Origin of the sequence: Pseudomonas sp. R2-7-07, assembly GCF_003852355.1 — a bacterium.
Taxonomy (GTDB): Bacteria; Pseudomonadota; Gammaproteobacteria; order Pseudomonadales; family Pseudomonadaceae; genus Aquipseudomonas.
Map to the genome: position 1 here is coordinate 4,865,687 of NZ_CP027759.1, position 20,056 is coordinate 4,885,742.

Annotated in this window: 17 protein-coding genes; 12 read left to right on the top strand and 5 right to left on the bottom strand. The window is 61.3% G+C overall.

The annotated features are described in order from the left end of the window. Window positions 1-65: 65 nt before the first annotated feature. The 3 genes from C4J86_RS22305 to C4J86_RS22315 are packed head-to-tail and all read right to left on the bottom strand — an operon-like array spanning window position 66 to window position 2,745. The gene (locus C4J86_RS22305) at window positions 66-833 is read right to left on the bottom strand and encodes a heme ABC transporter ATP-binding protein (RefSeq protein WP_124371880.1); all 768 of its coding nucleotides are present in this window, start codon (window positions 831-833) and stop codon (window positions 66-68) included. Beyond that, window positions 833-1,816 carry an iron ABC transporter permease gene (locus C4J86_RS22310; RefSeq protein ID WP_164487693.1) on the bottom strand — a complete coding sequence of 328 codons (984 nt, stop codon included), beginning with the start codon at window positions 1,814-1,816 and terminating at the stop codon, window positions 833-835. Before C4J86_RS22310 ends, C4J86_RS22305 begins: the two co-directional genes overlap by 1 nt. A gap of 50 nt (window positions 1,817-1,866) precedes the next feature. Then, a complete protein-coding gene (locus C4J86_RS22315) occupies window positions 1,867-2,745 on the bottom strand; it encodes a hemin ABC transporter substrate-binding protein (RefSeq protein WP_124371881.1) in 879 nt (292 codons plus the stop codon). A 155-nt stretch (window positions 2,746-2,900) separates the two neighbouring features. Here C4J86_RS22315 and C4J86_RS22320 point away from each other — a divergent pair, with 155 nt between their 5' ends. Further along, on the top strand, window positions 2,901-3,218 hold the full coding sequence (locus C4J86_RS22320; RefSeq protein ID WP_124368364.1) for a Rieske 2Fe-2S domain-containing protein: 318 nt from the start codon (window positions 2,901-2,903) through the stop codon (window positions 3,216-3,218). Here the strand turns inward: C4J86_RS22320 and sfsA are convergent. Continuing rightward, window positions 3,215-3,928 (bottom strand): DNA/RNA nuclease SfsA, encoded by a 714-nt coding sequence (sfsA, locus tag C4J86_RS22325; protein WP_124371882.1) that lies wholly within the window; start codon window positions 3,926-3,928, stop codon window positions 3,215-3,217. The genes C4J86_RS22320 and sfsA overlap by 4 nt on opposite strands. Further along, on the bottom strand, window positions 3,928-5,100 hold the full coding sequence (locus C4J86_RS22330) for a pyridoxal phosphate-dependent aminotransferase (protein WP_124371883.1): 1,173 nt from the start codon (window positions 5,098-5,100) through the stop codon (window positions 3,928-3,930). Before C4J86_RS22330 ends, sfsA begins: the two co-directional genes overlap by 1 nt. A gap of 318 nt (window positions 5,101-5,418) precedes the next feature. Here C4J86_RS22330 and dksA point away from each other — a divergent pair, with 318 nt between their 5' ends. The 11 genes from dksA (at window position 5,419) to acs (ending at window position 19,950) form a co-directional block, all read left to right on the top strand. After that, complete coding sequence (gene dksA / locus C4J86_RS22335) at window positions 5,419-5,862, top strand: RNA polymerase-binding protein DksA (RefSeq protein WP_003194150.1); 444 nt, start codon at window positions 5,419-5,421, stop codon at window positions 5,860-5,862. An 84-nt stretch (window positions 5,863-5,946) separates the two neighbouring features. Further along, window positions 5,947-6,834 (top strand): tRNA glutamyl-Q(34) synthetase GluQRS, encoded by an 888-nt coding sequence (gluQRS, locus tag C4J86_RS22340; protein WP_124371884.1) that lies wholly within the window; start codon window positions 5,947-5,949, stop codon window positions 6,832-6,834. Window positions 6,835-6,896: 62 nt separating this feature from the next. Beyond that, window positions 6,897-7,073, top strand: coding sequence for a hypothetical protein (locus tag C4J86_RS22345; RefSeq protein WP_003176118.1), 177 nt, complete (start codon window positions 6,897-6,899; stop codon window positions 7,071-7,073). Further along, a complete protein-coding gene (locus C4J86_RS22350; protein WP_164487673.1) occupies window positions 7,057-10,011 on the top strand; it encodes a sensor histidine kinase in 2,955 nt (984 codons plus the stop codon). The genes C4J86_RS22345 and C4J86_RS22350 overlap by 17 nt, the downstream gene beginning before the upstream one ends. A gap of 22 nt (window positions 10,012-10,033) precedes the next feature. Further along, window positions 10,034-11,464 (top strand): sigma-54 dependent transcriptional regulator, encoded by a 1,431-nt coding sequence (locus C4J86_RS22355; RefSeq protein WP_124364425.1) that lies wholly within the window; start codon window positions 10,034-10,036, stop codon window positions 11,462-11,464. Between the two features lie 693 nt (window positions 11,465-12,157). Continuing rightward, window positions 12,158-13,561, top strand: coding sequence for a polynucleotide adenylyltransferase PcnB (locus tag C4J86_RS22360; RefSeq protein ID WP_124368369.1), 1,404 nt, complete (start codon window positions 12,158-12,160; stop codon window positions 13,559-13,561). 2 nt (window positions 13,562-13,563) lie between these two features. After that, entirely contained in the window at window positions 13,564-14,046 is a 483-nt protein-coding gene (gene folK / locus C4J86_RS22365; protein WP_124371885.1) for a 2-amino-4-hydroxy-6-hydroxymethyldihydropteridine diphosphokinase, read from the top strand. Between the two features lie 322 nt (window positions 14,047-14,368). Further along, the gene (gene panB, locus C4J86_RS22370; protein WP_124371886.1) at window positions 14,369-15,169 is read left to right on the top strand and encodes a 3-methyl-2-oxobutanoate hydroxymethyltransferase; all 801 of its coding nucleotides are present in this window, start codon (window positions 14,369-14,371) and stop codon (window positions 15,167-15,169) included. Continuing rightward, window positions 15,166-16,017, top strand: a complete 852-nt coding sequence (gene panC / locus C4J86_RS22375) for a pantoate--beta-alanine ligase (protein ID WP_124364429.1) — start codon at window positions 15,166-15,168, stop codon at window positions 16,015-16,017. Before panB ends, panC begins: the two co-directional genes overlap by 4 nt. Before the next feature lie 226 nt (window positions 16,018-16,243). Beyond that, window positions 16,244-17,908, top strand: a complete 1,665-nt coding sequence (gene pgi / locus C4J86_RS22380) for a glucose-6-phosphate isomerase (RefSeq protein WP_124371887.1) — start codon at window positions 16,244-16,246, stop codon at window positions 17,906-17,908. Window positions 17,909-18,012: 104 nt separating this feature from the next. After that, on the top strand, window positions 18,013-19,950 hold the full coding sequence (acs, locus tag C4J86_RS22385) for an acetate--CoA ligase (protein WP_124371888.1): 1,938 nt from the start codon (window positions 18,013-18,015) through the stop codon (window positions 19,948-19,950). Window positions 19,951-20,056: the final 106 nt, after the last annotated feature.

Here is a 20,056-nt window from a genome sequence, read left to right on the forward strand (position 1 = left end):
CAGGCTAATCACGGTTATTTGACCCGGCTCTTGCCGGGTCTTTTTTTGCCTGCAAGACGCCGGACTCAACGCGCGATGATCAACGGATGACCACGCTCCGGGTGCAACTGCACCAGCACATCCAGACCAAATACCGCCTTGAGCAGCTCGGGGCGCAGCACCTGTGCGGGCGTGTCGAGCGCACGCGGGCATCCGTTTTCCAGCAACAGGATGCGATCACAGTAACGCGCGGCCAGGTTCAGGTCATGCAGGATCACCAACACCGCTGCGCCACGATCGGCAAAACGCCGGATCGCCTGCAAGGTCGTGTGCTGATGCAACGGATCGAGCATCGATGTCGGCTCATCCAGCAATAGGGTCTGGCCCGCCTCGCCCGGCCACAATTGCGCCAATACACGGGCCAGGTGCACCCGTTGACGCTCCCCGCCCGACAACGCCAGGTAACTGCGACCACTCAAGTGCCCCACATCCGCCGCGTGCAGTGCCGCGCTGATGATTTCCTCATCACGTACTCGCCCGGTCTGATGCGGCAAACGCCCCAGTCCTACCACCTCTTCGACACGGAACGCGAAGTCCAGGGTCGAGCTCTGGGGCAGTACCGCCAAGCGCTGGGCTCGTTGCGCGCCGCTCCATTGCTTTAACTCTTGCTGATCCAGCCAGACCTTGCCCTGGTCAGGGGTCAACTCGCCGCACAGCGCACTGAGCAAGGTACTTTTGCCTGCACCATTGGGGCCCAATACGCCGAGCACTTCGCCGGGCAGCAGCTCCAGGGTGATATCCGCCAATACGGTCTTGCGCCCGCGGCGGACCTGCAACGCTTCCACCCGCAGCATCAGGCGCGCCCTCGCAGTAATAAATAGAGGAAAAGTGGCGCGCCAATAAACGCGGTGACAATACCGATCGGCAGTTCCGCCGGCGCCAATGCCAAACGCGCCACCAGGTCCGCCAACAGCAACAAACTCGCGCCCGCCAGTACCGAAGCCGGCAACAATACGCGGTGGTCCGGTCCGGCCAGCAACCGCACCAGATGCGGCACCACCAACCCGACAAAGCCGATCATGCCCGCCGCAGCCACCGCCGCACCAACACCCAGCGCCGTACAGAACACCAGCTCACGCTTGAGCTTTTCAACATCAATGCCCAGGTGACTGGCTTCGGACTCACCCAGCAACAGCGCATTCAAGGCTTTCGCCCGGCGCGGCAACCACAGCGCCACGCCCGCGCTCACCAGCAGCAACGGCCATAAACGTGAATAGCTGGCACCATTGAGGCTGCCCAGGTTCCAGAATGTCAGGGTGCGCAAGGTGGCGTCGTCCGCCAGGTAGGTAAACAGCCCCACCGCGGAACCGGCCAGGGCTGTCAGCGCGATGCCGGCAAGCAACATCGTCGCGACGTTGGTCTGGCCATTGCGTCGGCCCAGTCGATACACCAGCGCCGTCACGCCCAGGCCGCCCAGAAACGCGCAAATCGACAAAAGATACGGCCCGAGCGCCTCCGGCAGCCCGCCAAACAACGAGCCGCCAACAATGGCCACCGCAGCCCCCAGCGCCGCGCCACTGGACACACCCACCAAGCCAGGATCGGCCAGCGGGTTGCGAAACAAGCCCTGCATCGCCACGCCCGACAAGGCGAGCACACCGCCCACGGCCAGGCCCAGTAACGTGCGCGGCAAGCGAATCTGCCCCAGGATCAACTCTGCCTGTTCGAGCCCCTGGGCCTCAATCGGCACTCCGATCATTCGCAACGCCGCCCTGAGCGTGTCGAACAACGGCAGGCTGACCGGTCCCAGGGCCAATGAAAGCCAGATCGCCAGCAGACATAACAGCGCCAGCCCGATAAACAGCGTTTTCGGTTTGACCAACCGGGTCATGGGGCGGGTTCAGCCTGGGACGGGTAAAACCCAGCGGACAATTGCACCAGGCTTTGCGGCAAGCGCGGCCCGAGCCCGCCCACCAACAGCGTCGGGTCCAATTCCATCACCCGGCCGTTCCTGGCCGCTGGCGTGGAAGCGAGGATGGGGTTTTCCTTGAACAACGCCACCCGAGCCGCTTCACCACTGAGCGCCCGATCAGCAACTACCAGCACATCCGGGCTCAACCCGGCCAGCGACTCCGCCGAGAACGGCTTGTAACCGCTGTGAGTCGCCAGGTTATGGCCCCCGGCCTGCTGCAACATCCAGTCAGCGGCGGTGCCCTTACCGGCGATCAACGGTTTGCCGCCGGCATGCCCGAGCAACAGCAACACGCCTGGCGTTTTTTGCGTCAAGCGGGCCTTGGTCACCCAGGCTTTCTGTTGATCCAGCGCCTGCTCATATGCGGCAAACAATTCGTTGGCCTTGGCCTCGCTGCCCAGCAGCGTGCCCAGGTGCGACAGGTTGGCTTTCAGGCTGGGTAAGTCCGGCTGCGCCGAGAACATCTCTACCTGCACCCCCGCATTGCGGATCTGCGCCAGCACCGGTGGTGGCCCCATCTCTTCGGTCCCCACCAGCACCTGCGGGCGCAGGCTGAGAATGCCCTCAGCCGACAATTGGCGCTGATAACCAATACTGGGCAATGCCTTGAGCGACGCCGGATGCTGGCTGGTGGTGTCCACGCCGACCAGCTTCGGCTCACCTCCCAATGCCGTCACCCATTCCGATAACGCGCCACCGGCGCTGACCCAGCGTTGCGGCAGGTCCAAGGCTTGGGCCGCGTGGCTGACCAGCAGTCCGGCAACTAGCGCAATAACGCTGGCACTCAGGCGCATAACAGGGTTTCCTTCCAAGGCGGGGCCGCTCAAGCACTCATTGATGTGACAGATAAACCCTACCCGGCATCGTAGTGAGCACCCGATCAGCTGACGGGCGAAGCGGGCATTTGATAATTGTTTGCATTTGAACGTCAAGGCACTTAAGGATTGAAATGAAGTTTCTCTGCCCCTCCGAGGCCTTGGCGCCCGACAGCAGCCTCGGTTTTGATATCGACGGTTGCAAACTGTTGGCCGTGCGGCGCGCTGGCGTTGCCTACTTCTATGTCAACCGCTGCCCTCATCGCGGCGTCCCACTGGAATGGCAACCGGACAGCTTCCTCGACTCAAGCGCCAGCCTGATTCAATGCGCCACCCATGGCGCGCTGTTCCTGATCGAAAGCGGCGAATGCATTGCCGGCCCGTGCGCAGGCCAAAGCCTCACCGCCCTGCCCGGCCGCGAAGACGCACAAGGCCTGTGGGTGCAACTCTAGTTGCCCAACAGCACCTTCAACGGCCGTTCGATACAGATTTCTTCAGGTGTGACCCGCACGCCGTACGCCAGCACCTCCACACCCGCTGCCTTGGCCTCACGCAACGCGGCGGCATAACCCGCGTCAATTTCCACGGCTGGGCGCACCGCATCGATCCCCGACAAATTAACGCAGTACAACTGCACCGCCCGCACACCTTCACGCGCCAGGTGGGCCAGCTCCCGCAAGTGCTTGGCACCGCGCTGGGTCACCGCATCAGGGAAAGCCGCCACGGAGGAGCCATCAAAGCCCAAGGTGACACTTTTGACTTCGACAAACGCCGCCCCGTGCGGGTATTCCAGGCGAAAATCGATCCGGCTTCGTTCCTGACCGTAAGGCACTTCGCGTTTCAACGCGGTAAAGCCGTTGAGTTCAGTGATCAGCCCCGCGCGCAGTGCCTCTTCGACCAACTGATTGGCGCGTGCCGTATTGACGCAGGCCAGCCGGCCCTGGGGCGTTTCGGCGATTTCCCAGGTACCGGGCAATTTGCGCTTGGGGTCGGCGGAACGGCTGAACCAGACTTGGCCGCCTTCGACCATGCAGTTGAGCATCGAACCGGTGTTCGGGCAGTGAATGGTGAGCAACTCGCCGGTAACGGTTTCGATATCGGTGAGAAAACGCTTGTAGCGGCGGATCAGCCGCCCTTCTTCGAGGGGAGGATGAAAACGCATCAGCCTTGCCAACTCCGCAGGCCACGGGCAATCCGCTCCACCGCCTCTTGTAGCCGATCAAGGTTTTGCGTGTAGGCAAAACGCACATGATGACCCGCCTGATAGCGACCGAAATCCAGCCCGGGGGTAAAGGCTACATGTTCGGTTTCCAGGAAATGGCGACAGAACGCGAAGGCATCTCCACCAAACGCGCTGATATCGGCATAGAGATAGAACGCGCCTTCGGGCTCTACGGCGATACCGAATCCCAACTCACGCAGGGCCGGCAGCAGGAAATCACGGCGCCGGCCAAATTCGGCGCGGCGCTCCTCCAGAATGCCCAGGGTTTGTGGGGTGAAACAGGCCATGGCGGCATGTTGGGCCATGCTCGGCGCGCTGATGTAGAGGTTTTGCGCCAACTTCTCCAACTCACCGACGGCTGCAGGTGGCGCCACCAGCCAGCCCAGGCGCCAGCCGGTCATGCCGAAATACTTGGAAAAACTATTCAGGACGAAGGCATCGTCGTCGACTTCCAGCACGCTCGCGGCGTCGGTGCCGTAGGTGAGCCCGTGATAGATCTCATCCACCACCAGATGGCCGTCGCGCGCCTTGATGGCGTTGGACAGGTCGGCCAGTTCGTCCCGCGTCAGAAGCGTCCCGGTCGGGTTGGCCGGGGAGGCAACCAGCGCGCCGACGCTGTCCTGGTTCCAGTGTTGCGCCACCAGGTCGGCGGTCAATTGGTAGCGTACTTGCGGGCCGACCGGCACCAGCTGCGCCGCGCCCTCGATCAAGCGCAGGAAATGCCGGTTGCAGGGGTAGCCCGGATCCGCCAGCAGCCAGTGCTTGCCCGGATCCACCAGCAGGCTGGTGGCCAATAACAACGCACCGGAGCCGCCGGGCGTGATCAGAATGCGCTGCGGATCGATGTTCAACCCGTAGCGCTGCTGGTAGAAACCGCTGATCGCCTCGCGCAATTCGGGCAGCCCACGGGCGGCGGTGTAACGGGTCTTGCCATTGGCCAACGCGGCCTGGCCTGCCTGGATAATCGGTTCGGCGGTGGTGAAATCCGGCTCACCGATTTCCAGATGGATCACGTCGTGGCCGGCTGACTGCAGCTCATTGGCGCGCGCCAGCAATGCCATGACATGAAAAGGTTCGATGGCGCGACTGCGCGCACTGTAGGGCTGAGCCATTAGCCTTCCTAGACGGTGAGGACAAAATCAGGATTCTACCGAACCCTCGCGATAAAACATGTTCTATTGCCTGCCCGGCCGACTTCACGGCCAGGCAAGCGCCGGCAAAACGACTAAAATCAACATTCGAGACGGGACATACCCAGCCACGACGGGCCGCTGCAGTTTGCAACCCCCGACGCGACAGGCTCGACAACCGGGAGTGGCGCACCCCGAATCTATCTGGTAAGTTCGCCCGCTTGCAGCCGCAGGGCCGGCAGGTGTCGGTGACGTTGCAATCCTGCGCAATGGATTAGAAGAGTGAGAGGCGGTCTATTCATGTCCACCCAAGCAAAGCAACAGCAGACTCAAGGCCTCGGCGGCTTCGAACCCTATGTGGAAAAAAAGGGCGAGGAGTACATGGGCGAGCCCATGCGCGAGCACTTCACCAAAATCCTGAACAAGTGGAAACAGGATTTGATGCAGGAAGTCGACCGCACGGTTGACCATATGAAGGACGAAGCAGCCAACTTCCCTGACCCGGCCGACCGTGCCAGCCAGGAAGAGGAGTTCGCCCTCGAACTGCGCGCCCGTGATCGCGAGCGCAAGTTGATCAAGAAGATCGACAAGACCCTGCAACTGATCAAAGACGAAGAATACGGCTGGTGCGAATCCTGCGGCGTCGAGATCGGTATTCGTCGCCTGGAAGCCCGCCCGACCGCGGACCTCTGTGTAGACTGCAAGACCTTGGCCGAAATCAAGGAAAAACAGGTCGGCAAGTAATGCTTGTCGAGCTGAACGAATGGGGCGTGCGAACGCCCCATTTTTGTTGCTGGCGTTTACCGATTTTCCAGTAGTATCCGGCCCATGACTGCCTCTACCTATATCGGGCGCTTCGCCCCCACGCCCAGCGGCCATCTGCACTTCGGCTCCCTGGTCGCCGCCCTCGCCTCCTACCTCGATGCCCGCGCCAATCAAGGCCGCTGGCTGATGCGCATGGAAGACCTCGACCCACCCCGTGAAGAACCCGGCGCCCAGACGGCAATCCTGCATGCCCTGGAAAGCTACGGTTTTGAATGGGACGGCGAACTGGTCCGCCAGAGCGAGCGGCACGACGCCTACGCCAAGGTATTGAACGACTTGTTCAACCACGGCCTGGCCTACGCCTGCACCTGCTCGCGCAAACAGCTGGAGCCCTACAACGGGATTTACCCCGGGCTTTGTCGCAATGCCGGCCACGACCAGCAAGACGCCGCTATCCGCTTGCGCGTGCCCGAGCTTGAATACCATTTTACCGACCGCGTACAGGGCGAGTTCCGACAGCACTTGGGGCGCGATGCAGGCGACTTCATCATCCGCCGCCGCGACGGCCTGTACGCCTATCAATTGGCCGTGGTCCTGGATGACGCCTGGCAAGGCGTTACCGACATCGTGCGCGGCGCCGACCTGCTCGATTCCACGCCACGCCAGCTTTACCTGCAGGAATTGCTTGGCCTGCGCCAGCCGCGTTATCTGCATGTGCCCCTGATCGTCCAGCCGGACGGTCACAAACTGGGCAAGTCGTACCGTTCGCCACCGCTGACCGCAGACCAGGCCACGCCATTGTTACTCAGAGCGCTACGCGCCCTTGGCCAGCCGGCCGGTGACGAGCTGCTTTACGCCAGCCCCAGGGAACTGCTGGATTGGGGCATTCGGCAGTGGGATGCCACGCGGATCCCGCGCACACTCACCCTGGCCGAAGCGCAATTGAACTGAAGGCGCTTGCAGCTTGCCAGCCATCCGTTACCATCGCCGCAATTCTTCAATCAGAGGCCAACATGTACATCTATCGATTGGTCCTGCTGCTGGTCGTCGGGATCTACCTGTTTTCCCCCGCCATCATGGACTGGTGGATCGATGCCACGGGCGCCTGGTACCGTCCTTATCTGCTCTGGCTGATCCTGATCGTCGTGACCTTCATCCTGCAGAGCCAAAAAGATGCCGATGAGCTTTAGCCTCACCCAGATGCTGCTGATCAGCGCCGCCTACCTGGCGGCGTTGTTCGGCGTCGCCTGGATCAGTGAGCGTGGAATGATTCCGCGGGCGATCATTCGCCATCCCTTGACCTACACCTTGTCCCTGGGCGTATACGCCAGCGCCTGGGCGTTCTACGGTACGGTGGGCCTGGCCTATCAATATGGCTACGGTTTCCTCTCCAGCTACCTGGGGGTGTCCGGTGCGTTCCTGCTGGCGCCGGTGCTGCTGTACCCGATTTTGAAAATCACCCGCACCTATCAGTTGTCCTCCCTGGCGGACCTGTTTGCCTTTCGTTTTCGCAGCACCTGGGCCGGCGCACTCACCACGATTTTCATGCTGATCGGCGTGCTGCCGTTGCTGGCCCTGCAGATCCAGGCAGTGGCCGACTCGATCAGCATCCTCACCCGCGAGCCGGTGCAACATCGCGTTGCCCTGGCCTTCTGCGCATTGATCAGCCTGTTCACCATTTTCTTTGGCTCACGCCATATCGCCACCCGCGAAAAACACCAGGGCCTGGTGTTTGCGATTGCCTTTGAGTCGGTCATCAAGCTGGTCGCCATCGGCGGTGTCGGCCTTTATGCGCTCTACGGCGTGTTCGACGGCCCGCAACAGCTGGAATTGTGGCTGCTGCAAAACCAGACCGCCCTCGCCGCCTTGCACACGCCCCTGCAGGAAGGCCCCTGGCGCACGCTACTGCTGGTGTTCTTCGCCTCGGCGATCGTGATGCCGCACATGTACCACATGACCTTCACCGAAAACCTCAACCCACGCTCATTGGTCAGCGCCAGTTGGGGTTTGCCACTGTTCCTGCTGCTGATGAGCCTGGCGGTGCCGCTGATTCTGTGGGCCGGCCTGAAACTGGGGGCCACCACCAACCCTGAGTATTTCACCCTCGGCATCGGCATCGCCGCCAACAGCCCGGCCCTGGCGCTGTTGGCGTATGTCGGCGGTTTGTCGGCGGCCAGTGGCTTGATCATTGTCACCACGCTGGCACTTTCCGGGATGGCCCTCAACCACCTGGTGCTGCCGCTGTACCAACCACCGGCCGAAGGCAACATCTACCGCTGGTTGAAATGGACGCGCCGCGCGCTGATCGTCGCGATCATCATGGCCGGCTATGCCTTTTATCTGCTGCTGGGCGCCGGGCAGGACCTGGCCAACCTCGGCATCGTGGCCTTTGTCGCCACCTTGCAGTTCCTGCCGGGCGTACTCTCGGTGCTGTACTGGCCGACCGCCAATCGCCGTGGCTTTATCGCCGGGTTGCTGGCGGGCATCCTGGTGTGGCTGGTGACCATGCTGCTACCGCTGGTCGGCAACCTGCAGGGTTTCTACATACCGTTGCTGAACATGATTTACGTGCTGGATGACACCAGCTGGCACATGGCAGCAATCGCGTCGCTGGCCGCCAACGTCCTGATGTTCACCCTGATTTCGCTGTTCACCAACGCCAGCCCCGAAGAAACCAGCGCCGCCGAGGCCTGCGCGGTAGACAACGTGCGTCGCCCGCAACGCCGCGAACTGCATGCGGCCTCGCCCCAGGAATTCGCCACGCAACTGGCCAAGCCGCTCGGCGCCAAGGCCGCGCAAAAGGAAGTCGAACAGGCCTTGCGCGATCTGTACCTGCCGTTCGACGAGCGCCGTCCCTATGCGCTACGGCGCCTGCGTGACCGTATCGAAGCCAACCTGTCCGGGCTGATGGGTCCCAGCGTGTCCCAGGACATGGTGGAAACCTTCCTGCCCTACAAGGCTGGCGGCGAAAACTACGTGACCGAAGACATCCATTTCATCGAAAGCCGGTTGGAGGACTATCACTCACGCCTCACCGGCCTCGCCGCCGAGCTCGATGCCCTGCGCCGTTATCACCGCCAGACGCTGCAGGAACTGCCGATGGGCGTGTGTTCCCTGGCCAAGGACCAGGAAATCCTGATGTGGAACAAGGCCATGGAAGAGCTTACCGGCATCGCCGCGCAACGCGTGGTCGGCTCTCGCCTCAATACCCTCGGCGACCCCTGGAAAGAATTGTTGCAAGGTTTTATCAACCTGCCCGATGAGCATTTGCACAAGCAGCACTTGGCCCTCGACGGCCAGACCCGTTGGCTCAACCTGCACAAGGCCGCCATTGACGAGCCCCTGGCCCCGGGCAACAGCGGCCTGGTGTTGCTGGTGGAAGACCTCACCGACACCCAGATGCTCGAAGACAAGCTGGTGCACTCCGAGCGCCTGGCCAGTATTGGTCGCCTGGCCGCCGGCGTGGCGCATGAGATCGGCAACCCGATCACCGGTATCGCCTGCCTGGCGCAGAACCTGCGGGAAGAGCGCGAGGAAGACGGTGAAATCACCGAGATCAGCGGGCAGATCCTGGAGCAGACCAAGCGCGTGTCGCGCATCGTGCAGTCGCTGATGAGCTTCGCCCACTCCGGCGCCCATCAGAATCAAGACGAAGCGGTGTGCCTGGCCAAAGTGGCGCAGGATGCCATTGGGCTGCTGGCCTTGAACCGGCGCAATTTCGAAGTACAGTTCTTTAACCTGTGCGATCCGGACCACTGGGTCGATGGCGACTCACAACGCCTGGCCCAGGTCCTGATCAACTTGCTGTCCAACGCCCGCGATGCAACGCCCGGCGGCGGCGCGGTACGCGTCAAGACCGAGGCTTTCGAACATACGGTCGATCTGATCGTCGAAGACGAAGGCAGCGGCATTCCACAGAACATCATGGACCGACTGTTCGAACCCTTCTTCACCACCAAGGACCCGGGTGAAGGTACCGGTCTGGGCCTTGCACTGGTCTATTCCATCGTTGAAGAGCATTATGGACAAATCACCATCGACAGCCCGGCTGACACCGAAAGCCAACGCGGCACCCGTATCCGGGTGACCTTGCCGCGTCATGTCGAAGCGACGTCCGCTGTGAACTGAGACCGTCGAGAGAATTGAATCAATGCCGCACATTTTGATCGTCGAAGACGAAACCATTATCCGCTCTGCCTTGCGTCGCCTGCTTGAACGTAATCAGTACCAGGTCAGCGAAGCCGGCTCGGTGCAGGAAGCCCAGGAGCGGTTCAGCATTCCCACGTTCGACCTGATCGTCAGCGACCTGCGCTTGCCGGGCGCTCCGGGTACCGAATTGATCAAGCTGGGCCAGGGCACTCCGGTGCTGATCATGACCAGCTACGCCAGCCTGCGCTCGGCGGTGGACTCGATGAAGATGGGCGCGGTGGACTACATCGCCAAGCCTTTCGACCATGACGAGATGCTGCAGGCTGTGGCGCGCATCCTGCGTGACCGCCAGTCGGCCAGCAGCGCGCCAGCCGAACCCCGTCCGGCCGGAAAAGCAGCCGACAAACCGGGCGTCGATAACAGTAACGGCGAAATCGGCATCATTGGCTCCTGCCCGCCGATGCAGGACCTGTACAGCAAGATCCGCAAAGTGGCGCCGACCGACTCCAATGTGTTGATCCAGGGTGAGTCGGGCACCGGCAAGGAACTGGTGGCCCGCGCGCTGCATAACCTGTCCAGGCGCGCCAAGGCCCCAATGATCTCGGTGAACTGCGCGGCGATCCCCGAATCCCTGATCGAGTCGGAATTGTTTGGCCACGAAAAAGGCGCGTTCACCGGTGCCAGCGCCGGGCGTGCGGGCCTGGTCGAAGCCGCCGACGGCGGTACGCTGTTCCTCGACGAAATCGGCGAGTTGCCCCTGGAAGCCCAGGCGCGCTTGTTGCGGGTGCTGCAGGAAGGCGAAATTCGCCGGGTCGGTTCGGTGCAATCGCAAAAGGTCGATGTACGCCTGATCGCAGCGACGCACCGTGACCTCAAGAGCCTGGCCAAGATCGGCCAGTTCCGTGAAGACCTGTATTACCGACTGCATGTGATTGCGCTCAAGCTGCCGCCACTGCGCGAGCGTGGCGCCGATGTCAACGAGATCGCCAGCGCGTTCCTGCTGCGCCAGAGCGCGCGCATCAACCGTACCGATCTGAAGTTTGCGCCGGACGCAGAGCAGGCGATCCGGCATTACGCATGGCCGGGCAACGTGCGCGAACTGGAGAACGCCGTCGAGCGCGCGGTCATCCTGTCGGAAAGCCCGGAAATATCCGCCGAGCTGTTGGGCATCGATATCGAGCTCAGCGATCTGGACGACGACGACTTCATCGGCCTGGCGCCACAACAGGGCGCAGGTAGCGCGACCAGCCATGAGCCGACGGAAGATTTGTCCCTGGAAGACTACTTCCAGCATTTCGTCCTCGAGCACCAGGACCACATGACCGAGACCGAACTGGCCCGCAAGCTCGGGGTAAGCCGCAAGTGCCTGTGGGAACGTCGCCAACGCCTGGGCATTCCACGGCGCAAGACCGGTGTTCCCAGCGAGAGCTGAGGTAACACCGGCTAATGTGAAAAAACTGTTACCGCAGATATGTCGCGTAACAAAAGCCGGGGCTTACGGTAACGAAGCCCCGGCTTTTTTTCGCCCGTCAAAACCCGAAAACCGCCTCAACCCCCTGCTTTTGCTGGGCGGCGCGAAAGTTGGCACGCACCCTGCTATATGCTTAGTACAAAAACAATAACAAGCTTTGTACCAGACAATAAAAATAAGACGAATCGACTCACGCATAACAAAAACAACACGGCGGAGGCGCAGCTAACTGATTCTTTTGGAGAGGCGTTGCATTGGGGCTTGCCCCGCAACCAGGCCGAGAACAACAAAAACTGCCCTAAGGCAGAGCCTGAACTGGTTGGATCGTAGATCAGCAACACAGCGACCAAAGCAATCCGTTTGCTCTTGGCTCCCGATTGGGAGTGCCATGAAGGTGAAGCTTCATGGCGAGGGCGATCAACAAAAACAAGAAGCCCGACACCATAATAAAAATAGAGTACGCAACTACTTCTGGGGGAGCTTCGGCTCCCCTTGTAGTTTCCGACAGTTAGCCCCTGAATTTGCCTTTTAAACGCTTATGGCGCAACGCCTGCAGCTTGTTCCTACACCATCCCCTGACTAAATGCTAGAATCCCGGCCCATCATGCGGTCATTCTTCGTTATGGCCGAACATTCCTTCAAACAGTGCATCCCATGCTGAAGAAGTTGTTCCAGTCATTCCGTTCTCCCTTGCGTCGTACGCAACACATTCGCAGCACGCCTGAAGTGCTTAACAGCAATCAGCATTCATTGCAGCGCGCTCAATTCAGCCGTTATGCGGTGAACATCGTCGAACGTTTGCAGAACGCCGGTTACCAGGCCTACCTGGTGGGCGGCTGCGTACGTGACATGCTGCTCAATATCACGCCGAAAGATTTCGACGTCGCCACCAGCGCCACGCCTGAACAGGTGCGTGCCGAATTCCGCAATGCGCGGATCATCGGGCGCCGCTTCAAGCTGGTGCATATCCACTTCGGTCGCGAAATCATCGAGGTCGCGACGTTCCGCGCCGGCCACCCGCAAAACGATGAAGAGGAAGACACCAATCAGTCTTCCCGCAACGAGAGCGGGCGCATCCTGCGCGACAACGTCTACGGCACCCTGGAAGAAGACGCGCAACGCCGCGACTTCACCATCAATGCCCTGTATTACGATCCGGTGAGCGAGCGGATCCTCGATTACGCCAATGGCGTACACGATATCCGCAACAACCTGATCCGACTGATCGGCGACCCGACGCAGCGCTACCAGGAAGACCCGGTGCGCATGCTGCGCGCCGTGCGGTTCGCCGCCAAGCTCAACTTCGGTATCGAGAAACACACGGCCGCACCGATTCGCGAACTGGCACCGATGCTGCGGGAAATCCCGTCGGCACGCCTGTTTGAAGAAGTGCTCAAGCTGTTCCTTTCGGGCTATGCCGCCGACACCTTTGAAATGCTCGTCGACCTGCAGTTGTTCGATCCACTGTTCCCGGCCAGCGCCGAGGCGTTGGAACACAACCCGACGTACACCCACACACTGATCAGCGAAGCGTTGATCAACACTGACCTGCGCATCAAGCAGAACAAGCCGGTGACCCCGGCGTTCCTGTTTGCCGCCCTGTTATGGCCGGCCCTGCCCAAACGCGTTCTGCGCTTGCAGGACCGTGGCATGCCGCCGATTCCTGCCATGCAGGAAGCTGCCCACGAATTGATCACCGAGCAGTGCCAGCGCATCGCCATTCCGAAACGCTTCACCCTGCCGATCCGCGAAATCTGGGACATGCAGGAGCGCCTGCCGCGCCGCAGTGGCAAACGCGCCGACCTGTTGCTGGACAACCCGCGCTTCCGCGCCGGCTACGACTTCCTGTTGCTGCGCGAAAGCGCCGGCGAGCAGACCGACGGCCTGGGCGAATGGTGGACCGACTATCAGGATGCCAATGACAGCCAGCGGCGCGAGATGATTCGTGAGCTTGGCAGCAAAGGCGACAGCGTCGGCGAAGGGCCGAAAAAGCGCCGCCGCAGCTCCAGCAAGCGCAAACGCAGCGCCGCCGATGCCTCGGGCGCAACGGGCGAATAAACGTGGAACGTATCTACATCGGCATGGGCAGCAACCTGGCTGCCCCGCAGCAGCAACTGCGCGACGCTATCGAAGCCCTGACGCAATTGCCCGACACGGCCCTCGTCGATGTATCCGCCTTCTATCAAAGCGACTCCCTGCTGCCAGGCCAACCGCGCTACACCAACGCGGTGGCGGCCGTGGACAGCAACCTCACGCCGCTGGATCTGCTCGACGCGCTGCACACCATCGAAAACGACCAGGGCCGCGAGCGCACTGAGCGTTGGGGCCCACGCACGCTGGACCTGGATATCCTGTTATTCGGTGATCGCCTGATTGATGAGCCGCGCCTCAAGGTGCCGCATTACCAGATGCACCTGCGGGCGTTCGTGCTTTATCCATTGGCTGAGCTGGTGCCTGCCGACTTTCAGTTGCCCGAGGGCCAAACGCTGGGTGAACTGCTGACAGCTTGCCCATTCGTCGGCTTGGAGCGCTTGCCTCTGTAGGAGCGAGCTTGCTCGCGAAAATCGTCAACGATCACGCGCTCAGCCTGATTGAACGCGGTGCCCTTGGATTCTTCGCGAGCAAGCTCGCTCCTACAATTGCGTCCGTAACAGCGGTAACACCGCCATCGTAACAAGGCGGTAACACATCCAATTGACTTCCCGTGTCCTCCTCACGACTATAGGCGTCCCGCCGCCGCCAACCCGGCGCTGAAGGGCGCAATCCAGGCCATATAAGCACTGCTATCAAGACGGTGCGCCTGTATAAACGAAGACTCACGCGCGTTACTCGCTGTTTCCAAGCGCCTGAACGAGGACCCTTTTCATGCCAGACATTACCCTGACCACCTTGCAGAGCCTCAAGCTCAGGGGTGAAAAAATCACCATGCTGACCTGCTACGACGCGACCTTCGCCCACGCCTGTTGCCAGGCCGGGGTCGAGGTGTTGCTGGTAGGCGACTCCCTGGGCATGGTTCTGCAAGGGAATGACAGCACGCTCCCCGTCACCACCGATGAACTCGCGTACCACACCGCCAGCGTCAAGCGTGGCAATGACGGTGCGTTCATCATCGCCGACCTGCCATTCATGGGGTATGCCACGCTCGAACAGACCTTCCAGAACGCCGGCAAACTGATGCAGGCGGGTGCGCACATGATCAAGGTCGAAGGTGCCGTATGGCTCGCCGAGTCGATCCGGCTGCTGGCTGAGCGCGGCGTACCGGTCTGCGCGCACATGGGCCTGACGCCGCAGTCGGTCAATCTCCTCGGCGGCTACAAGGTCCAGGGCCGCAATGAAGCCCAGGCACGCCAGATGCGCGCCGATGCCATCGCCCTGGAACAAGCCGGCGTCGCGATGATTCTGCTGGAGTGCGTACCCAGTGAACTGGCCGCCGAAATCACCCAGGCTGTCAAAGTACCGGTGATCGGCATCGGTGCCGGCTCCGCCACTGATGGCCAGGTGCTGGTGCTGCACGACATGCTCGGCCTGTCGATCAGCGGCCACGTGCCCAAGTTCGTAAAAAACTTCATGGCCGGCCAGCCCAGCATTCACGCCGCACTGAGCGCTTATGTCAGCGAAGTCAAAGCCGTGACCTTCCCTGGCGCCGAACACGGATTCTCTGCATGAACACCGTTAAAACCCTGCGCGAACTGCGCGCCGCCGTGACCCACGCGCGCAACGCCGGCAAGCGCATCGGCTTCGTGCCGACCATGGGCAACCTGCACAGTGGCCACGCGACCCTGGTGAGCAAGGCTGCGCAGCAATCGGATTTCGTGGTGACGAGCATTTTCGTCAACCCGCTGCAATTCGGCGCCGGCGAAGACCTGGACAAATACCCGCGCACCCTCGCCGCCGATCAGGAACGGCTGCTGCAAGCCGGTTGCAACCTGCTGTTCGCGCCAACGGTGGAGGAAATGTACCCCGGCGGCATGACCGGCCAGACCCGCGTCAGCGTCCCGCTGCTGTCCGAAGGCCTGTGCGGCGCCAGCCGTCCAGGCCATTTCGAAGGTGTCGCCACGGTGGTCAGCAAGCTGTTCAACATGGTCCAGCCGGACATGGCCGTATTTGGCCAGAAGGACTATCAGCAACTGGCGGTGATTCGCGCCATGGTGCATGACCTGAACATGCCGATCCAGATCATCGGCGAGCCAACCGTCCGCGCAGCCGATGGCCTGGCGCTGTCATCGCGCAATGGCTACCTCACCGAAGAGCAACGCGCGATTGCACCGGTGCTGTACCGCAGTCTCAGCCAGATTGCCGCCGCCATCAAAAGCGGTGAGCGTGATTTCGCCAGGCTGCGCGCCGAGCACATCCAGCAGATCGAAGCCGCTGGTTTGCGCATGGACTACCTGGAAGTGCGCCAAGGCGTACACCTGAGGCCAGCCACGCCTGAGGATCGAGACATTGTGATTCTGGTGGCGGCCTATCTGGGCGCGACTCGCCTGATCGACAACCTGCATCTGACCCTCGACTGACCCCAGCCAACAGCCCGCCGATTGCCCTGATCGCTGTGCCGGTATAAAAAAGTACCGGCTACAGCGCAGACAAAGCCAAGACATATCGACACGCTAGGTTTAATGTAATCGCCCTGCGCGTATGGTTAGCGCTGTCCGGAACCCGTGGCCAGTTAAAAGACTGGATGTTCCGGATTTTGAAGTGTCCTAAAAGGCAGTCCCTGTAATAAAAAGGAAACCCGCAGCGATGGCGTACTACCGCACCCCTCATGACGTTACCGCGCTGCCCGCCTGGCAAGCGCTCAATCAACATCGCCAAGCCATGCAGGATTTCAGCATGCGCGAGGCCTTCAATGCCGACCCCCAGCGTTTTTCAGAATTCACCCTGAGCAGCTGCGGGCTTTTCCTCGATTACTCGAAAAACCTGATCACCCGCGAAACCCGCGACCTGCTGGTGGGCTTGGCCAACGAAGTCGGCCTTAAAGACGCGATCGACTCGCTGTATGCCGGCGAGCCGGTCAACTCCTCCGAAGGCCGCCCGGCGTTGCATACAGCCCTGCGCCGCCCGGTAGGCGACAAGTTGTCGGTCAACGGCGTGAACATCATGCCGGACGTGCACAAAGTGCTGAACCAGATCACTGACCTGGTCGGCCGCATCCACGACGGCCTGTGGCGTGGCTATACCGAGAAGCCGATCACGGACGTGGTGAATATAGGCATCGGTGGTTCGTTCCTCGGCCCGGAGCTGGTCTCCGAAGCACTGCTGTCCTACGCCCATAAAGGCGTGCGCTGTCATTACCTGGCGAACATCGACGGCAGCGAGTTTCACGAGCTGACCATGAAGCTGCGCGCCGAGACCACGCTGTTTATCGTCTCGTCCAAATCCTTCAACACCCTCGAAACCCTGAAGAATGCCCAGGCCGCCCGCGCCTGGTACTTGGCGCAGGGCGGCTCGGAAGCCGAGCTGTACCGCCACTTCATCGCCGTGTCGAGCAACAACGCAGCGGCCGTGGCGTTCGGTATCCGCGAAGAAAACATCTTCCCGATGTGGGACTGGGTCGGTGGTCGTTACTCGCTGTGGTCCGCAATCGGCTTGCCTATTGCCTTGGCAATCGGCATGTCCAACTTCAAGGAACTGCTGTCCGGTGCCTACACCATGGACCAGCATTTCCAGAACGCGCCGTTCGAAGACAACATGCCGGTGCTGCTGGGCTTGCTGGGCGTGTGGTACGGCAATTTCTGGGGTTCGCAGAGCCATGCGATCCTGCCGTACGACCACTACCTGCGTAACATCACCAAGCATTTGCAGCAGTTGGACATGGAATCCAACGGCAAGAGCGTGCGCCAGGACGGCACGCCGGTCGCCACCGATACTGGCCCGGTCATCTGGGGCGGCGTGGGCTGCAACGGGCAACATGCTTATCACCAGTTGCTGCACCAAGGCACGCAAATGATCCCGGCCGACTTCATCGTGCCGATCGTGAGTTTCAACCCGGTCTCCGATCACCACCAGTGGCTGTACGCCAACTGCCTGTCCCAGAGCCAGGCACTGATGCTCGGCAAGACCCGCACCGAAGCCGAAGCCGAGCTGCGCGAAAAAGGCATCCCCGAAGCCGACGTGCAGAAACTCGCGCCGCACAAGGTGATCCCGGGCAACCGCCCGAGCAACACCATCGTGGTCGAACGCATCAGCCCCCGTCGCCTCGGCGCGTTGGTTGCCATGTACGAGCACAAGGTGTTCGTCCAGAGCGTGATCTGGGGCATCAACGCCTTCGACCAATGGGGTGTCGAGCTGGGTAAAGAGCTGGGCAAGGGTGTCTACAACCGCTTGACCGGCGCCGAAGAAACCTCGGCCGAGGATGCTTCGACCCAGGGCCTGATCAACTACTTCCGCGGCCGTCACCGCGGCTGATCCGGCAACCTCAAGGCCAATGTCCGTTTGGACGTTGGCCTTGAACCCTCTCTCCTCAGGGTGCATCTTTATTACTTGTCGCAAAACAAGAATAAGGAGCGCTCATGTTCGATATCAGCCAATTCCCCCGCGCCGATGCCGTCCGCCGGGCTGCACAACTCAGTCAAGAGGACTATCAGCGCCTCTATCGCCAATCCATCGAACAGCCGGACGCCTTCTGGGCCGACCAGGCCAAGAGCTTTCTCGATTGGATAACGCCATGGCACACCGTCCATAGCGCCAACATCAACACCGGTGCTGCGCAATGGTTTGCCGGCGGCCAACTGAACGTCAGCTACAACTGCATTGACCGTCATTTGCCCCAGCATGCCGATCAGCCGGCCTTCATCTGGGAAGGCGATGATCCGACACAATCCTCCACCATCACTTACCGCCAACTTCATCAAAATGTCAGCCGCCTGGCCAACGTGCTGAAGAGCCGTGGCGTAAGCAAAGGTGACCGGGTGTGCATTTATATGCCAATGATCCCGGAAGCGGCCTACGCCATGTTGGCCTGCACACGCATTGGCGCGGTGCACTCGGTGGTATTTGGCGGGTTCTCACCGGACGCCCTGCGCGACCGCATACTGGATGCCGACTGTCGCACGGTCATCACCGCCGATGAAGGCGTACGCGGCGGCAAACCGGTCGCGCTGAAACATAACGTGGATAAAGCGCTGGCCAGTTGCCCAAACGTCAGCACCGTCCTGGTTGTCCAGCGCACCGGCGCAAGCGTGAACTGGAACGAAGGCCGCGACCTCAAATACCAACACGCCGTGGAGGCCGCGAGCGACGATTGCCCACCCGAGCCAATGGACGCCGAGGCCCCGCTGTTCATTCTTTATACCTCCGGCAGCACAGGCAAACCCAAGGGCGTCTTGCACAGCACCGGCGGCTATCTGCTGCACGTGGCGATGACCTTCAAGTACGTACTGGACTACCGCGAGGGCGAAGTGTTCTGGTGCACCGCCGACGTGGGCTGGGTTACCGGCCACAGCTACATCGTCTATGGCCCTTTGGCCAATGGCGCTACGTCGTTGATGTTCGAAGGTGTGCCAAGCTACCCGGACAGCTCGCGCTTCTGGCAGGTCATCGACAAACACCAGGTGAATATTTTCTACACCGCGCCGACCGCATTGCGCGCCCTGATGCGTGAAGGTCACGGCCCGTTGCAAAGCACTTCCCGCGCCAGCTTGCGCCTGCTGGGCAGCGTCGGTGAGCCGATCAACCCGGAAGCCTGGGACTGGTACTTCAACGCCGTCGGCGAACAGCGCTGCCCGATTGTCGATACCTGGTGGCAGACCGAAACCGGCGGCATCATGCTCAGCCCTCTGGCCAGCGCCCAGCTTATCAAGCCAGGGTGTGCCACCCAGCCGATGTTCGGCGTACAGCCGGTGTTGCTGGATGAGCAAGGCAAGGAAATCAGCGGTGCCGGCAGCGGCGTGCTCGCAATCAAAGCCAGCTGGCCGGGGCAGATTCGCAGCGTCTATGGCGATCCGCAGCGCATGCTCGACACCTACTTCAAACCCTACCCCGGTTACTACTTCACCGGCGACGGCGCGCGGCGCGATGAGCAGGGCGATTACTGGATCACCGGGAGAATCGACGATGTTATCAACGTATCAGGCCATCGCATCGGGACTGCCGAAGTCGAAAGCGCCCTGGTGCTGCATGACCTGGTCGCCGAGGCCGCGGTGGTCGGCTACCCCCACGACGTCAAAGGCCAGGGCATTTATGCGTTCGTCACGCCTATGAACGGTGTCGAACCCAGCGATGCGCTGAAAAAGCACCTGCTGGAGTTGGTCAGCAAGGAAATCGGCAGCTTCGCCAAGCCGGAATTGATCCAATGGGCGCCCGCCCTGCCGAAAACCCGCTCCGGCAAGATCATGCGCAGGATTTTGCGCAAGATTGCCTGCAACGAGCTGGACAGCCTGGGCGATACCTCGACGCTGGCCGACCCGAGCGTGGTGGATGGCCTGATCGACGCACGCCTGAACCGATAGCAACGCTTGAACGGATAGCAACACCTGAACCGATAGCCTCGAAATAACCCCCGGCCTGTTCAGGCCGGGGCTGTTAAACTGCGCGCCCCCTTTGTACTCATTTACC

Coding starts and splice junctions, on each gene's coding strand:
- C4J86_RS22305 (WP_124371880.1), bottom strand. CDS start 833: ATGCTGCGGGTGGAAGCGTTGCAGGTCCGCCGCGGGCGCAAGACCGTA.
- C4J86_RS22315 (WP_124371881.1), bottom strand. CDS start 2,745: ATGCGCCTGAGTGCCAGCGTTATTGCGCTAGTTGCCGGACTGCTGGTC.
- C4J86_RS22320 (WP_124368364.1), top strand. CDS start 2,901: ATGAAGTTTCTCTGCCCCTCCGAGGCCTTGGCGCCCGACAGCAGCCTC.
- sfsA (WP_124371882.1), bottom strand. CDS start 3,928: ATGCGTTTTCATCCTCCCCTCGAAGAAGGGCGGCTGATCCGCCGCTAC.
- C4J86_RS22330 (WP_124371883.1), bottom strand. CDS start 5,100: ATGGCTCAGCCCTACAGTGCGCGCAGTCGCGCCATCGAACCTTTTCAT.
- dksA (WP_003194150.1), top strand. CDS start 5,419: ATGTCCACCCAAGCAAAGCAACAGCAGACTCAAGGCCTCGGCGGCTTC.
- gluQRS (WP_124371884.1), top strand. CDS start 5,947: ATGACTGCCTCTACCTATATCGGGCGCTTCGCCCCCACGCCCAGCGGC.
- C4J86_RS22345 (WP_003176118.1), top strand. CDS start 6,897: ATGTACATCTATCGATTGGTCCTGCTGCTGGTCGTCGGGATCTACCTG.
- C4J86_RS22350 (WP_164487673.1), top strand. CDS start 7,057: ATGCCGATGAGCTTTAGCCTCACCCAGATGCTGCTGATCAGCGCCGCC.
- C4J86_RS22355 (WP_124364425.1), top strand. CDS start 10,034: ATGCCGCACATTTTGATCGTCGAAGACGAAACCATTATCCGCTCTGCC.
- C4J86_RS22360 (WP_124368369.1), top strand. CDS start 12,158: ATGCTGAAGAAGTTGTTCCAGTCATTCCGTTCTCCCTTGCGTCGTACG.
- panB (WP_124371886.1), top strand. CDS start 14,369: ATGCCAGACATTACCCTGACCACCTTGCAGAGCCTCAAGCTCAGGGGT.
- panC (WP_124364429.1), top strand. CDS start 15,166: ATGAACACCGTTAAAACCCTGCGCGAACTGCGCGCCGCCGTGACCCAC.
- pgi (WP_124371887.1), top strand. CDS start 16,244: ATGGCGTACTACCGCACCCCTCATGACGTTACCGCGCTGCCCGCCTGG.
- acs (WP_124371888.1), top strand. CDS start 18,013: ATGTTCGATATCAGCCAATTCCCCCGCGCCGATGCCGTCCGCCGGGCT.